Source organism: Rhizobium sp. CG4 (genome assembly GCF_023701965.1).
Taxonomy (GTDB): Bacteria; Pseudomonadota; Alphaproteobacteria; order Rhizobiales; family Rhizobiaceae; genus Agrobacterium.
Window position 1 is genome coordinate 191,871 of the sequence record NZ_JABAEG010000008.1, and the last position, 14,186, is coordinate 206,056.

The window sequence follows — 14,186 nt, forward strand, 5'->3', positions numbered from 1 at the left end:
AGATCGCCATTTTTGTTGTGACAATAGAAACGTTTAGCTCCCGATGCCACCCAGGCAGATATATTTTAGCTCCATGTAGTCATCCATGCCGTATTTCGAACCTTCGCGGCCGGTGCCGGATTGTTTAATGCCACCAAACGGTGCGACTTCGGTGGATACCAGCCCGGTGTTGACGCCGACGATGCCGTATTCAAGTGCTTCCGCCACCTTGAAGACACGCGACAGATCACGAGCATAAAAATAGGCGGCTAACCCGAATATTGTGTCATTGGCCATCTCGATGACTTCGTCGACATCGCTAAACCGGAAAACCGGAGCGAGCGGTCCGAATGTTTCTTCGCGTGCAACAGCCATGCCCTGATGAACGTCGCGCAGGACGGTTGGTTGGAAGAAACACCCACCACGCTCATCGGGTTTGCCGCCCACAACCAGTGTGGCGCCTTTTGAGAGGGCGTCGGCTATATGCTCCTCGACTTTGGCCACAGCTGCCTTGTCGATCAGCGGGCCGAGTTTGATGGCTTCTTGCAGGCCGTCGCCGATTTTCAGATTTGCCACGGCTTTCGCTAATTTCTCGACAAATGTGTCGTAGATGCTGTCATGGGCATAGATGCGGTTGGTGCATACACAGGTTTGCCCGGCATTGCGGAATTTCGAAAGGATTGCGCCTTCGACGGCCTCATCGATATCGGCATCCTCAAACACGATGAATGGCGCGTTGCCGCCAAGTTCAAGGCTCAGTTTCTTGATCTGGTCCGAGGCCTGACGCATCAGGATACGGCCAACTTCTGTAGATCCGGTGAAGCTCAGTTTCCTGACCTTTTCATTTTCGCAGAATTCGGCGCCGATTGCTGAACTTGAGGCGGAGGTCAGTACAGAAAATACGCCGGTCGGGACGCCGGCACGCTCTGCGAGGACCGCCAGTGCCAATGCTGACAGTGGTGTCTGTTTTGCCGGTTTGGAGATGAATGTGCATCCTGCCGCCAGCGCAGGAGCAGCCTTTCTGGCAATCATGGCGATCGGGAAATTCCACGGGGTTATCGAGCCAACCACGCCAACCGGTTGTTTGATGACCATGATCCGTTTGTCGCCGGCGTGGCCCGGGATAATGTCGCCATAAGCACGTTTTGCTTCCTCGGCAAACCATTCGACATAGGCCGCGCCGTAGGCAATTTCGCCGCGCGCCTCAGCCAACGGTTTGCCCATTTCCGTGGTGAGGATGATCGCCAGGTCTTCCTGATTGGCCATTATCAGTTCAAACCAGTTGCGCAGTATCTTGGAGCGCTCACCGGCGGTCAGGGCTGCCCATTTCTTCTGGGCAACATATGCCGCGTCGATTGCTCGCGCGGTCTCTGTGCGACCCATGTCGGGCACTGTGGCAATTTCCTTGCCCGTTGCGGGATTATCGACAGCCAGTGTGCGACCGCTGTCAGCTATTGCCCACTGGCCAGCGATGAACGCCTTGTCTGCAAGCAGGCTCGGATCAGTGAGCCGGGAACGAAGATCATGTGTCACGGGATAAGGTTTCCTGTTGTTATGCAAAGTCGAGCATGACCTTGATGGCCTGCTGTCGATCACGGGCGAAGGCGAAAGCGTCGTCAGCGCGGTCAAATTTGAAGGTGCGGGAAATGATTGGCCGCACATCGATGGTGCGGTCTGAGATCAGCCGGACAGCCAGATCAAATTCGCTGTCGAAACGAAATGATCCCCGGAAGGTGATTTCCTTGGTGATGACAGGATTAAAGGCTGTGGTTATCTCGTCAGGCAAAAGCCCTACCTGAATAATCGTGCCGCCGGGCTTGGTGACGCCAATGGCTGTCTGCATTGCAGCCTGATTGCCAGAGCATTCAAATACCACATCGAACTGCCCCCGATCGCGGTATTCTTCTTCCATCATACCGGGCATTGTGACGTTCCAAGTCTTTTCTGCCCCCAATTGCGCTGCAAGACGAAGCGGCATGTCGGCAACATCGGTCGCAGAGATTGCAGCTGCTCCGGCGTGTCTTGCAGCAAGGAATGTCAGTGCGCCGATTGGCCCGAAACCGGTGACAAGAACGCGTTTGCCCCGCAGATCCGGTGCCTGCGATACCGCATGCAGGCATACGGCCAATGGTTCTGCGCAGGCTGCTTCATCAAGCCCTGCAAGTGTCCCGACCGGCACGGCCTGCGCCGCCCGAACCACTACATATTCGCGGAAACCGCCATCAATATGTGGGTTGCGCATGGCGCTGCCCATGAAGCGCATATCGGAGCAGTGCCGTGGCGTGCCCGACGCGCAGTAGCTGCATTTTCCACAAGCGAGCGATGGATTGACCGCAACTGCTGTACCGACGCTTTTTCCAGAAACATCCACGCCAAGGCGTTCAACAACGCCCGAAAGTTCGTGTCCGGGTACCATCGGTGCCTTCATGCGCACTGTCCCGAAGCCGCCATGATGGTAATAATGCATGTCCGAGCCGCAGATTCCCCCCTTATGAATGCGGACCAGCACCTCTCCGTCGCTTGGAACGGGCATATCTCGATCCTCGATCACCAGATGATGTGGTGCGTGTAATACAACTGCCTTCATTGCTCCTCCCAAAGACTTTTGCGTTGACGACAATCAAATATCATGCATGATACGTGATGACAATGCGAGGGAGGCGCTGATGGAGATTAACGGGAGAACGCAAGTTCTCATTCATATTGCGTATCCGTCTGCGCATTTGCGGACTCCGCAGCTGTTTAATGCCCGCTGCACGGAGCGTGGGCTGGATGCGGTGCTGGTGCCGTGGCAGGTCCACCCTGACAATCTCGTCGCCGTGATGAATGCGCTGCGCATCAGCGAAAGTGTGCCCGGTGCGATTATCACAATCCCTCACAAGGAGACCGTTGCTGCGTTGTGCGACAGGCTTGAAGGCCCTGCCGCATTGCTTGGTGTTGCCAATGTCGTTCGCAAGGATGCTGACGGAGCCTTGGTCGGTCGTATACTCGATGGTGAGGGTTTTACGGGCGGTCTATCGCGTCTGGGGCGTAACCCAGCTGGCAAGAAAGCGCTTTTGGTGGGCGCGGGCGGTGTTTCTGTTGCCATAGCCGATGCGCTTCTGGCGGCCGGTGTCCGCGAGTTGGTTATCAGCAACCGTACCGAAGCCCGTGCGCAAGCGTTGGTGGACCGTTTGCGGGCACTGTATCCGGCAACACCTGTCAGTGTTGGCAAGGCCGATGGAACCGGTTTCGATCTGGTGGTCAATGGCACGGCTCTTGGCATGCATGATAATGATCCGCTGCCGCTTGATCCCGATACGCTGGAGCGTGGCAGCATCGTTGCCGAAGTCATCATGTCGCCACCCGTTACGCGACTTCTGGAGGAAGCGCACCTGCGCGGTGCGATGGTCCACGAGGGCGTTCATATGCTGACCGGCCAGATAGATCCTTTCATTGATTTCGTTGTCCGGCAGGTCCCGGATGAACATATTTTGAATATCCGGAGAGAAAACGCATGATTATTTTTGGAGCACCACGCCGCTATATTCAGGGGCCAGGCGTTCTTGCAGCCATCGGCAAGGAACTTGCGGGATTTGGAACATCCGCGATCCTTCTGGCCGATGATAATGTCAACGCAATTGTTGGCCCAACCATCACCCGCAGTGCGCAGGAGGAAGGCGTTAGTGTGACAGGTCTGCGTTTTGGCGGCGAAATCACCTATGCCGAGATTGAGCGACTGGTGAAGGAAGTGTCCGATGCAAAACATGACGTGGTGATTGCTGCAGGTGGTGGCAAAACCATCGATACCGGCAAGCTGGTGGCAAGGGCGCTGAAGGCCGCTTTCATTTCGGTTCCGACGGTTGCCTCAAATGATTCTCCCACCAGTCATATCGCGGTTGTCTACGACAGCGACCACAAGCTGGTTGGCGTGGAACAGAACCGTGCTAACCCTGATCTTGTGCTTGTCGATACAGCTATTATCGCCAAGGCACCGCTGAAATTGCTGTCCGCAGGCGTTGGTGATGCGCTGGTCAAACGTTTCGAGGTTGAGCAGTGCATCGGAGCAAAGGGCAATAACGTGTTTGGTGCGGCATCACCGCGCTCTGCTCTAGCGCTCGCTCATGCATGTTATGATACTGTGCGTGAACACACCACCGCCGCTTATGCCGCGCTTGAGCGCGGCGAACCGGACGAACATCTCGAGGCACTGGTTGAAGCCTGCGTTCTGATGAGCGGTCTGGCCTTTGAAAGTGGCGGACTTTCCGTGTCTCACGGCATGACGCGTGGACTGTCAGCAGTGCCCGGTATCGCCAACGCACTTCATGGTCATCAGGTCGCTTACGGCCTGCTGGTGCAGCTTGTGCTTGAGGACCGCGATGATAACTTCATGGCCGATATGTACGATTTCTATCGTGACGCCAAACTGCCGCTGAAACTGGCGGATCTCGGTCTGGACGAGCGGTCGAATTCGGTTGTCGAAACCATCGCCACCGTGTCTGCCGAGGCCGCGCATATGAAGAAATTTGTAAAGCCGATTTCGGCTGACGATATCGCCCGCGCTATTACCATCATCGAGGCCGCTTGATCATGACCACAGGGACTGAACTTTTCTCGTTGAAAGGCCGCATTGCATTGGTAACCGGTGCTGGTCGCGGCATTGGTTTTTCCTTTGCGAAAGGACTTGCCTCGGCAGGTGCGCACGTCGTTATCAACGATATCAATGCCGATAACGCCAACGCTGCGGTCGAGAGCTTGAAGGCCAGCGGCTGGAGTGCCGAAGCCGTCACCTTTGATGTGACTGACACGCCAGCGGTTGCCGCCGCTGTCGACGGTATTGTTGAGCGCAATGGCAGGCTCGACATATTGATGAACAATGCCGGTATTCTTATTCGCAAGCCGGTTGAAAGCCATGACATGGATGACTGGAACAAGGTCATTTCCATCAATCTCAGTTCGCTCTACGGCGTGGCGCGTGAATGCATTCGCCACATGCGCAAGCAGAAATACGGGCGTATCATCAACACAGCGTCGGTCATGGCCATCAGTTCGCGCCCCGGCGTCATATCCTATGTTGCGGCCAAGCACGGGGTGGTTGGCATCACACGTGGTCTGGCAGCGGAGCTTGGTTCCTGCGGCATCACGGTCAATGCGATCGGTCCCGGTTATATTTTGACTGACATGAACAAGAAGGTGCTGGGGACGGGAACTTTTGAGCAGCAGGTCATCGACCGCACGCCTCTGGCACGCTGGGCCGAGCCAGATGAGTTAATGGGTTCGGCAATCTTCCTGGCGTCCGAAGCGGCAAGTTTTGTGACAGGCCACGTCTTGATGGTGGATGGCGGCATGACAGCCAATGCATTCCTCACCGAAAGCGCTGATCTGGGCGTGGCAAGCTGATGACGACAATTGCAAAACTCGAAGCGAGGTCTGTCTGCATCCCGCTTCAAAAACCGGTTCAACTCGGTCCTGTTACCATCGCACAACGGGATTATGTCGTTGTGAAGCTGGTGCTTTCCGACGGGTCGGAAGGTTACGCTTATGGCTATGATCGTGGTCTGCCGCTCTTTGATCTGGTGGCCAAGGCGGCCCGGCATTATCCGGGCGAAAAGGCGGCCGATCGAAACCGGTTGCGTAAACTTGCACTGGGACCAACGCCTGCACCGCGTGCGGCCATGGTCAGAGGAATGAGCCTTTGTGACATTGCGCTTTGGGATGCCTGGTCCGTGTCGGTTGGCCAACCGCTTTCCACTGTTTTGGGCGCCGTTCGGGACAAGGTGCCTGTCATGCCGGTAATCGGTTACGGCATGACGCCGGAACGGGCTGCCACGGAAGGCGCAAATCTCGCTGCCCGCGGGTTCAAGACCATCAAATGCATGATTGATGGGCTAAATTTCGAGGCTGACAAGGCTGTCATGGAGGCTCTTGCTGCGTCACTGCCAACAGGTGTCAAATTTGGGATTGATGCGCATTGGTCGTGGACCAGCATTGATCAGGCGCTTCCCTGGTGCAGGCTGGCGGAAAAGCTTGGTGCCGCTTTTGTTGAAGACCCATTCGCACCAACGCAGGTGCATGCCATCGCCTCATTGTCCTCGCGGCTCGACATTCCGCTGGCGGTGGGCGAGGACGTCATCGATCTCTCGGGCTTTCGTGATCTTGCCAATGCTGGCGGTATTCTCCGGGTCGATGCCTCGGTCAGTGGCGGCATTACCGGTGCAGTAGAGGCAATTGCGGTGGCTCACGCCTTTGACAGGCCCGTCATTCCGCATGTTTTTGCAGCGCTTCACGCTGAGCTGGCATTGGCTTTTGATGCGGTTCGCTGTGTCGAAATGATCATGCCGGAGGTCGGGGCCGATCCGATCGACCAGTTTTTCTTGTCACCTCCGGTCATCGAAGGCGGAAACATCATTGCCACTGGACGCAAAGGTGCGGGTCTCGCACTCGATTGGGACCGGGTGGCGCCCTACACAACCCGTCAGGAAATTTTTTCGAAATGACAGATCAGGCCTATCTGGAAAAATGGGGACAATCCAGCCTCGACCATACCGGCTGGATTACCCCCGATATTGAGCGCTCGGTCGCCTTCTGGACCAATGTGATGGGATTTGAGGCGAAACCGATTGGCGAACGACGTCAGCCTTGGATTTCACGCTTCATGGGTGTGCCAAATGCGCAGGTGAAGCTCGTGCATCTCTATGGCCATGGTGGCCATATCGAGTTCATCCAGTTTGATGAACAGGACACGCCATCCGTGCCGCGTGGCAGCCAGCCGGGTGCCGCACATATCTGCCTGCGCATAAAAAATGTCGAGGCGCTGCGCGATGACATTCTCCGGAATGGCGGATCTGAGCAAGGCGAACTGACCGAGATTACCGAGGGTATAGCGGCCGGTTTGCGGGGGTTATACATGCGTGATCCACATGGCGTGCTTATCGAACTGGTCGAGCTACCCAGGTCATAGAGAAGTATGTTAGATCATATATGATTTGTTTCGTTGCCTGAAAGGATGCCGGATTGGCCCAGAAACCTATTTCGCGGGAAAACCTGTCGACACAGCTTTATGGCAATTTGCGCAATGCACTTATGGACGGCCAGTATGCACCGGGCCAACGCCTGACGATCTCAGGCGTGGCCGAAGAATATGGCACGAGCATAACCCCGGTACGCGAAGCGATTTTCCGTCTGGTCAGCGAGCGGGCCCTGGAAATGCGCGCTGCCACATCTGTGCAGGTTCCTGATCTTTCCCCGCAGAGTTTGCGGGAGGTGCAACGTATTCGCGTCGAGCTTGAAGGTGTTGCAGCAGCACGTGCAGCAGAACTGGCCACCAAGGCAGATATCAAGGCGCTGAAAGCCATCAACGCTGAATTTATCAAGGCCGCTGCGACAAGCCCTGAGCGAGCAAGTGTTTTGAACCGCGATTTTCACTTTGCAATCCTGCGTCTTGCGCAATTGCCGATCCTCGAAAGCATCTGTGAAAATATGTGGGTCCTGATGGGCCCGTTCCTTCGTACCTTCCACGACCGGATGCCGGTACGTCAGCTTTCGGGTGACAATCACAAACATTATGACCTGATTGCTGCGTTGGAAGCCGGAGACGCACAGGCAAGCCGTGCCGCCATGCAGGAAGATATCCTGTGGGGCGAGGAAATGGTCCGGACCCTCGAAGCCGAGCGCAAGACAGCCGTCTGAGCAATCCTGGATTTCTGATTTTATAACCGCCGATGACCTCATCGGCGGACACTTTTTCACGCCCGGAGAAACCGCATGAAACTTCTATATGCAGTGCCTTCACCCTATTCCCGCAAGGTTAGGGTGGTTGCGCACGAACTCGATGTGCCGCTTGAATTGGTTACCGTCAATGCCATGTCTGACGATGTCACGCTTGCTGCCGTCAATCCGCTGAACCGTGTTCCGGCCCTGCTGCTGGACGACGGAAAGGCATTTTTTGACAGCCCGCTGATCAGCGAATATCTCGATGTAACCTATGGTCCAAAGCTATTTCCGTTGGAGAGCGGTGCGCGCTGGCAGGCGCTGCTGCAACAGGCCCTGGGTGACGGGATCATGGACGCGGCAGTCCCCCGCCGCCATGAAACATTGCGTCCTGTAGAACAGCAATCGCCTGAGCGTATCCGGCTCTACAGGCGCACGATTGACCAGACACTGGCGCATCTGGAGCAAAACATTGGTGAACTGTCCCGCTTCCATATTGGGGCGATCTCGATTGCCTGTGCGCTGACATATCTGGATTTCCGTTTTTCCGAGGATGCTTGGCGAGTTCGTCACCCCGCACTCGCGTCATGGTTGGATGCTGTCTCCGCCAAACCGTCGATGCAGGCCACTTTGTTTGAATAACACGCGTTTGCAGGCTGTTGGCGGACTTGACGCTGAAAGAATATGATGCATGATATATGACTGAGGCCGAGGAGGAGTGAGCGGTGCTGGAGGAGCAGCCAGCCGCACACGGACCACAGGTCGGGATCGTCTTAACCGTGCCGGGGAGGCACGACACGTCCATCTGGAGGAAAATATATGCTGAAATTCACCCGTAGAGTTTTTGCGGCGAGCGTTGCTGCCAGCCTTGCTATGTCCTGTGCGCTGCCTGCTTTCGCGCAATCGCCGACATTGCTGCGCATGAACATGGTGGTGTCCAATCAGGACAAAACCTACCCGCTTTGGCAGGAGTTTGCCAAGGAGCTGGAAGCTGCGTCCAATGGCACACTCAAGGTCGAAATCTTCCCGTCGGAAGCTTTGGGCAAGACGGTCGACATGATCGACACCATCTCGCGTGGTGCGCCGGTACTGCAGGATTCCGATCCGAGCCACCTGTCCAACTATGTGCCTGACTTCTCGACTTTCATGGCCCCGTATCTTGTGAAGAAGCCTGAGGATATCGAGAAGCTGTGGAACTCTGACACGGTCAAGGACATGGAAGCGAAGCTTTCCGAAAAGGGGCTACGTGTTGTTACGCTTGTTTATTTCGGCACACGCCATCTGCTTTCCAACCGTGAGGTAAAGGCTCGTCCCGATACGGCTGGCATGAAGATCCGTAATGCCCCAACCAAGATGTGGAACGAAGTGTCCAAGACCCTTGGTGGAAACCCGACCAACACCGCATGGTCTGAAGCTTACAGCGCCCTTGAGCAGGGTGTGGCGGATGGCGTGGAAGCGCCGCTATCGTTGCTTTATTCATCGAAGCTCTATGAAACCCGTCCCAATATATCTTTGACCGGTCACGTTGTTGCCACCACCTCAATCCTGATGAGCCAGAAGGTGTATGACAGCCTGCCTGATGACGCCAAGAAAGCTCTCGATACCGTGGGTCGTGCTGAATCGGCCAAGCGTATCCCGAAAATCCAAGCGCTTGAAACCGAGTTCCGCAAGACGCTTGAAGACAAGGGCATTCGCTTCAATGACGTGGACAAATCGTCCTTCTTTGAAGCTGCTGCGAAGGTTCCGGATGCCTTTCCTGAGTGGACGCCTGGCGTCTACGACAAGATGAACGACATCATCAAGTAAGTTCCCATCTCCTCCACGCACTCATCGTGATGTCCGGTTCTGCCGGACATCGTTTATCTATGGAGTAAAGATCATGCATGTGATGAACCGGTTAGCTGGGCTCGTCTCAAAATTCGAGGTGACGGTATCTATGGTCGCATTTGCCACCATGGTGCTGGTTATTTCGGCCAATGTCATCATTCGTTTTACGACGGGTAACTCATTGGTTTTCACTGAAGAAATTGCCTATATCGCTTTCGGCTATTCCGTCTTTTTTGGATTGTCACTGCTGTTTCGAATGCGTGCGATGATCGCGGTGGATCTGGTCGTTGATATGTTCGCGCCCGGCCCGAAGCATATTGCGCATATCATCAGCTACATCATCATGGTCGTGATCTGTGGGTATTTCTTTTATCTGGCTGCAACGCTTGCGATGTCCGGATGGATTCGTCGTACAGCGTTTCTTGAAATTCCCTATTTCTGGATCAATCTCGCGCCGGCCATCTCGTTTGGTCTGATGACATTTTACAGCATCCGCTTTCTGGTGATGCTCCTCAGAGGGCAGGAACTGCCATCTGTTGATCTGGAAGAGCAGATGTAACTGTCATGTGCTGCGACCTTCTTCATCCCGTTATTACTTGCTCCATTGGGAGCGTCTGGGGGCTCACATGGGCTTGACTTCCTACCTGCCGCTTTTCGTCCTTTTTGCGCTGTTTCTTTTGCGTGTTCCTGTTGCTTTGTCACTGATGGGTGCGGCGGCTTTCTACTTCGTGTTCATCAACACTTTGCTGCCGACCGACACGATGGTCACCAATCTGATGGCCAATACGGAGGCGTTTTCCTATCTGGCAATTCCGCTGTTCACCTGTGCGGGCGTCATTTTCAACTATTCAGGAATTACAGATAAAATCCTGAAGCTGTCGAACGTGCTGGTTGGCCATTACACTGGCGGAATGGCGCAGGTGAATGTGTTGGTGAACATGCTGCTGGGCGGGCCTTCGGGTTCTGCCAATGCTGACGCGGCCATGACCACCAAGATGATCGTGCCTGAAATGACCCGACTTGGGTACGACAAGGGTTTTTCCACTGTGGTAACCGCCGCCTCATCCTGTATCGCGCCAATCATCCCGCCCGGTATCATCTTGATCCTTTATGCGCTTGTGGCTGATGTCTCGATTACGCGGATTTTCTTTGCCGGCTATTTGCCGGGGCTGCTGATCTATGTAGCGATTGCTATTACCGTTGCGATCATTTCGAAAAAGCGCAACTACAAGCCTAGCCGAGAAGGCAGGGCCTCATGGGGCGAGATCGGCCGTCAGGCGCTGGATTCCAGTTGGGCCCTATTTCTGCCGATCGTTATCCTTGGTGGCTTGCGTTATGGCCTGTTTACCCCAACCGAGGCTGGCGCGATTTGCGTGATCTATGCGGCGCTTGTCGGTGCCTTGGTTTATCGCCAGCTGAAATGGTCGCACATTCCTCTCATTCTAATGGAGTCTACACTGGCGACTGCGGGCGTGATGTTCCTGATCTGCGCGGCGACTGTGTTCTCGGCCTACCTGACGTGGGAAGGCATTCCCGCCATGGTAGCCACAGCCCTGACGACGAATATCTCCGATCCGCTGATCATGCTGCTTGTCATCAACCTCATTCTGCTCGCCGTTGGCGCGTTCTTTGAGGGCGGTTCTGCGATGATCTTGATGGCACCGCTTTTTGTGCCGGTGGTCTTGGGCATGGGCATCGACCCGGTACACTTCGGCATCATCATGTCGATCAACCTGACGATTGCCGGCTTTACTCCGCCGGTTGGTACAATGATGTTCATCACCATATCAATCGCTAAGGTGAAGATCGGCCACTACATCCGCGAAAGCTGGCCATTCCTGTTTGCGTTGCTCGCAGTGCTATTCCTGGTGACCTACATCCCCTGGATTTCGCTGATCGTACCAAGGCTGTTCCTCTAAAAACGAAAACAGGGCCCGAAAGGGCCCTGTTGTTATTTCGATGTCGGGAAAGGCCTGTTGTAACGCCGGCTAACCGACCATCAACAGCCGTGCGGGTTGCAAGGAAACCACTTCATGGGGTGTGCCTGCCGGATTGATGGGGGCGGGAGGTATCACAAGTGGCAATTGGCCGTCGGGTTTGAGAATACCGGCCATTTCCGCCAAGACTATAAGGTTAAATCGCAATTCGAGCTGAATGAGCTTCCAGGTGTGAACGGAAATCAATGCAGGGTGATGGAGGCTGGCACCTTCTGTCGGCGTATCTCAGACTGCCTGACGATGCGGGCTCTTAAGCTAAATGGCAATGGTGCCAGGATCATGCCGGCATTGTGTAAGGCCATTGCAAAGGTCTCGGCAGACGCCGCCACCCTGATCCGATCGCTTTCGGCGCAGAGCTGTTTCAGGCAGGCACGGAATATTTGCTCATCCCAATGCTGAATCCCAGCGATAATTCCGAGCACCAAAACTTCGTCCGGACTGATAAACCGTGAACCTGGCGGGTAGGCGGCAATTGGGCTAGCTCGAAAAGTTTTTAGTGCGGCGACAAGTCGTTCAAGAGCTGCGGCAGCTTCCGCGCCCGCAGGTTCGCCAAGATTGTCGTGATAAAGACGCAGTACTGATGGTGAAGTCAGTTTGGCGCGACTATCTGCCAATCCGGCCAGGAATCGATAACCCTCGATGACCAGTTGTTCGGCCCGGCGGTTGAGATAATCCTCGTTTGTGGTCGCGGCGCCAACCGTCATCTGTGCCAAGGCAACTCTCCTGAATGAATGATCTGGGCCGACGGCCCAGTCATGATGTCATGGCCAGTTATGATTTCAGGGTATGTGCCGCAGCCATTCGTCGGTCGAGAATTTCTCGGCTGCCAGCTTTTCGGCCGCTGCGTATTCATCCGCAGAAACGCCACCGGCAATTCCGCCATTGAGGGATCGGAAGGTTTCCTTCATCCGCTCGATGATCTCTTCGCGTGGTAAGCCGGTCTGGCTGCGCAGGGGATCAACGCGTTTGTTTGCGCTGGTTGTGCCCTTGTCGCTCAGCTTTTCCCTGCCAATGCGCAACACCTGCACCATTTTGTCGGCATCCATGTTGTAGGCCATGGTGACATGGTGGAGAACGGCACCCGACGTGAAGCGCTTCTGTGCAGCGCCACCGATCTTGCCCTTGGAACTGGAGATGTCGTTGAGCGGTTTATAAAAGGCATCAATTCCCAGGGAGTTCAGAGCTTTCAAAACCCAGTCATCAAGGAAGGCATAGGAGTCTGCAAAACTCATGTCGCGAACGAGTTCGGCTGGTGCATAAAGTGAATAGGTCACGGTCGTGCCGGGCTCGACGAACATTGCCCCACCACCCGTGATACGACGTACGGTCTCAACGCCGAATTGGGTCGCAGCCTCCATGTCCACTTCATTACGAAGTGACTGGAAACCGCCAATAATGATGGCCGGACGTTCCCATTCCCAAAAGCGCAGGCAAGGGGCGCGGCGGCCTTCGCCCACTTCCTTTGCCAGAACTTCATCAAGGGCAAGATGCATGGCCGGACGAAGCGCAGGGGTCTCGATGATCTGCCATTCATAATCCCGCCAAGTGCCAGTGACGCCGAGCGCCCGGCGCACAGCGATTGCGACGGCCTCAGGGCTGAAGCCGATCATTTCAGCGCCAGGGCGCAGGCCGGCTCTGATCGCGGCAACAATGTCTTCAACGGTCGAGATAACCGGTAGCCCTTCCAGTGAGGTGCGGATATCGTCCAGAGCCTCGGCCGGCTCGAGGAAAAAGTCGCCGTGCACCTGCACGTTCGTCAGACGGTCGTTGATATTATCAAGATCCACGACCACAAGCTTACCGCCCTGCACCTTGTATTCACCATGCATGCTAGTGTTCCAATCCAGAAGGCCTATGCCTTGTCATTTCAATCAGGGGAAAGAGACCAGATTTCCATATAGTGAGCGCAGCTTTGCCTTTACAGCATCCGAGCCGCGATAGATGTCGATGAAGTTGCGCAGGTTTGCGTCGTCCTTCATGTCAGGACGCGTGACAAACTGGAACGCATAAATCGGGTCGTTCTCGAAGATCAGGCCAGATGCCGGGTCAAGACCTGCCAGTTTGGCAAATGTCGGATAGGTGGCAGCGGCATCGACCTCATCCAGCGCGCGGGCAATCTGCGGGCCATCAAGCTGCACGATGTTGAGCGGTTTGTGCCAGACGACAACGTCTTCCAATGTCGCGCGGTGACCAACATCGGGCTTCAGTTCAATCAGGCCCGCACGCTGCAGCAACAACAGGGAACGGGCGGTATTGACGGGGTCCCCGGAGAAAACCACGCGGGCATTGTCAGGCAATTCTTCAAGCGTTTTGTATCTTTTGGAATAGAGTCCGAAGGGCGTGCTGAATGCCGGGGCGACCGGAACCAGATTGTGCCCGGTATTTGCGTTGGTGAATTCCAGAAACGGAATATGCTGGAACAGGTTTGCATCGACTTCGCGATCGGCAACCGCCGTGTTGGGGGTGTTCCAGTCGTTGAACTCGATGATCTCGATCTTCAAGCCCTTGGCTTCGGCCTCTTTCGCTGCAATCTCAACAGCTTCATTTGAAATACTCGTCGCCAAGGCAATGCGCAGCGCTTTTTGTTCCTGGGCGATGGCGCTTGGAGCGGCAGACATGCTGGCCAGCAATGTCGCGATGATACCGACAACAATCCTGCGAGACATCCTGGTTCGCGCTGAAACATCTCTCAAA

15 protein-coding genes are annotated in these 14,186 nt (G+C 55.3%); 10 read left to right on the top strand and 5 right to left on the bottom strand.

The window, feature by feature from the left end; translation table 11 throughout:
- Nucleotides 1-33: 33 nt before the first annotated feature.
- Both HGO37_RS20870 and HGO37_RS20875 read right to left on the bottom strand, forming a co-directional pair.
- Nucleotides 34-1,512 (bottom strand): NAD-dependent succinate-semialdehyde dehydrogenase, encoded by a 1,479-nt coding sequence (locus tag HGO37_RS20870; protein ID WP_352230590.1) that lies wholly within the window; start codon nucleotides 1,510-1,512, stop codon nucleotides 34-36.
- Nucleotides 1,513-1,531: 19 nt separating this feature from the next.
- On the bottom strand, nucleotides 1,532-2,566 hold the full coding sequence (locus HGO37_RS20875; RefSeq protein ID WP_250985023.1) for an L-idonate 5-dehydrogenase: 1,035 nt from the start codon (nucleotides 2,564-2,566) through the stop codon (nucleotides 1,532-1,534).
- 79 nt (nucleotides 2,567-2,645) lie between these two features.
- On the opposite strand from HGO37_RS20875, the gene HGO37_RS20880 reads away from it, so the two are divergent.
- The 10 genes from HGO37_RS20880 to HGO37_RS20925 all read left to right on the top strand — a co-directional run bounded on the left by HGO37_RS20880 (nucleotide 2,646) and on the right by HGO37_RS20925 (nucleotide 11,414).
- The gene (locus HGO37_RS20880; protein WP_250985024.1) at nucleotides 2,646-3,479 is read left to right on the top strand and encodes a shikimate dehydrogenase family protein; all 834 of its coding nucleotides are present in this window, start codon (nucleotides 2,646-2,648) and stop codon (nucleotides 3,477-3,479) included.
- Entirely contained in the window at nucleotides 3,476-4,546 is a 1,071-nt protein-coding gene (locus HGO37_RS20885; protein WP_250985025.1) for a glycerol dehydrogenase, read from the top strand. Before HGO37_RS20880 ends, HGO37_RS20885 begins: the two co-directional genes overlap by 4 nt.
- Before the next feature lie 2 nt (nucleotides 4,547-4,548).
- The gene (locus tag HGO37_RS20890; RefSeq protein ID WP_250985026.1) at nucleotides 4,549-5,358 is read left to right on the top strand and encodes an SDR family NAD(P)-dependent oxidoreductase; all 810 of its coding nucleotides are present in this window, start codon (nucleotides 4,549-4,551) and stop codon (nucleotides 5,356-5,358) included.
- Nucleotides 5,358-6,455: a mandelate racemase/muconate lactonizing enzyme family protein gene (locus tag HGO37_RS20895; protein ID WP_250985027.1), complete on the top strand. Its 1,098-nt coding sequence runs from the start codon at nucleotides 5,358-5,360 to the stop codon at nucleotides 6,453-6,455. The genes HGO37_RS20890 and HGO37_RS20895 overlap by 1 nt, the downstream gene beginning before the upstream one ends.
- A complete protein-coding gene (locus tag HGO37_RS20900; protein ID WP_250985028.1) occupies nucleotides 6,452-6,919 on the top strand; it encodes a VOC family protein in 468 nt (155 codons plus the stop codon). The genes HGO37_RS20895 and HGO37_RS20900 overlap by 4 nt, the downstream gene beginning before the upstream one ends.
- Before the next feature lie 53 nt (nucleotides 6,920-6,972).
- Nucleotides 6,973-7,647 (top strand): GntR family transcriptional regulator, encoded by a 675-nt coding sequence (locus HGO37_RS20905; protein ID WP_250985029.1) that lies wholly within the window; start codon nucleotides 6,973-6,975, stop codon nucleotides 7,645-7,647.
- Nucleotides 7,648-7,722: 75 nt separating this feature from the next.
- On the top strand, nucleotides 7,723-8,310 hold the full coding sequence (locus tag HGO37_RS20910) for a glutathione S-transferase family protein (RefSeq protein WP_250985030.1): 588 nt from the start codon (nucleotides 7,723-7,725) through the stop codon (nucleotides 8,308-8,310).
- A gap of 177 nt (nucleotides 8,311-8,487) precedes the next feature.
- Complete coding sequence (dctP, locus tag HGO37_RS20915; protein WP_250985031.1) at nucleotides 8,488-9,474, top strand: TRAP transporter substrate-binding protein DctP; 987 nt, start codon at nucleotides 8,488-8,490, stop codon at nucleotides 9,472-9,474.
- A gap of 73 nt (nucleotides 9,475-9,547) precedes the next feature.
- The gene (locus HGO37_RS20920) at nucleotides 9,548-10,054 is read left to right on the top strand and encodes a TRAP transporter small permease (protein WP_250985032.1); all 507 of its coding nucleotides are present in this window, start codon (nucleotides 9,548-9,550) and stop codon (nucleotides 10,052-10,054) included.
- A 67-nt stretch (nucleotides 10,055-10,121) separates the two neighbouring features.
- A complete protein-coding gene (locus tag HGO37_RS20925) occupies nucleotides 10,122-11,414 on the top strand; it encodes a TRAP transporter large permease (RefSeq protein ID WP_210323934.1) in 1,293 nt (430 codons plus the stop codon).
- A gap of 260 nt (nucleotides 11,415-11,674) precedes the next feature.
- Here HGO37_RS20925 and HGO37_RS20930 read toward each other — a convergent pair whose 3' ends face one another.
- From HGO37_RS20930 to HGO37_RS20940, 3 genes are all read right to left on the bottom strand, one after another.
- A complete protein-coding gene (locus HGO37_RS20930; protein ID WP_250985033.1) occupies nucleotides 11,675-12,205 on the bottom strand; it encodes a hypothetical protein in 531 nt (176 codons plus the stop codon).
- 66 nt (nucleotides 12,206-12,271) lie between these two features.
- Nucleotides 12,272-13,321, bottom strand: a complete 1,050-nt coding sequence (gene lplAB / locus HGO37_RS20935) for a lipoate-protein ligase LplAB (RefSeq protein ID WP_250985034.1) — start codon at nucleotides 13,319-13,321, stop codon at nucleotides 12,272-12,274.
- A 42-nt stretch (nucleotides 13,322-13,363) separates the two neighbouring features.
- Nucleotides 13,364-14,158 (bottom strand): MetQ/NlpA family ABC transporter substrate-binding protein, encoded by a 795-nt coding sequence (locus tag HGO37_RS20940; RefSeq protein WP_250985035.1) that lies wholly within the window; start codon nucleotides 14,156-14,158, stop codon nucleotides 13,364-13,366.
- Nucleotides 14,159-14,186: the final 28 nt, after the last annotated feature.

Bases quoted from the DNA above. Each gene is read 5' to 3' on its own strand.
- HGO37_RS20920 (WP_250985032.1), top strand. From the start codon at position 9,548: ATGCATGTGATGAACCGGTTAGCTGGGCTCGTCTCAAAATTCGAGGTG.
- HGO37_RS20925 (WP_210323934.1), top strand. From the start codon at position 10,122: ATGGGCTTGACTTCCTACCTGCCGCTTTTCGTCCTTTTTGCGCTGTTT.
- HGO37_RS20900 (WP_250985028.1), top strand. From the start codon at position 6,452: ATGACAGATCAGGCCTATCTGGAAAAATGGGGACAATCCAGCCTCGAC.
- dctP (WP_250985031.1), top strand. From the start codon at position 8,488: ATGCTGAAATTCACCCGTAGAGTTTTTGCGGCGAGCGTTGCTGCCAGC.
- lplAB (WP_250985034.1), bottom strand. From the start codon at position 13,321: ATGCATGGTGAATACAAGGTGCAGGGCGGTAAGCTTGTGGTCGTGGAT.
- HGO37_RS20940 (WP_250985035.1), bottom strand. From the start codon at position 14,158: ATGTCTCGCAGGATTGTTGTCGGTATCATCGCGACATTGCTGGCCAGC.
- HGO37_RS20880 (WP_250985024.1), top strand. From the start codon at position 2,646: ATGGAGATTAACGGGAGAACGCAAGTTCTCATTCATATTGCGTATCCG.
- HGO37_RS20895 (WP_250985027.1), top strand. From the start codon at position 5,358: ATGACGACAATTGCAAAACTCGAAGCGAGGTCTGTCTGCATCCCGCTT.
- HGO37_RS20890 (WP_250985026.1), top strand. From the start codon at position 4,549: ATGACCACAGGGACTGAACTTTTCTCGTTGAAAGGCCGCATTGCATTG.
- HGO37_RS20875 (WP_250985023.1), bottom strand. From the start codon at position 2,566: ATGAAGGCAGTTGTATTACACGCACCACATCATCTGGTGATCGAGGAT.
- HGO37_RS20885 (WP_250985025.1), top strand. From the start codon at position 3,476: ATGATTATTTTTGGAGCACCACGCCGCTATATTCAGGGGCCAGGCGTT.
- HGO37_RS20910 (WP_250985030.1), top strand. From the start codon at position 7,723: ATGAAACTTCTATATGCAGTGCCTTCACCCTATTCCCGCAAGGTTAGG.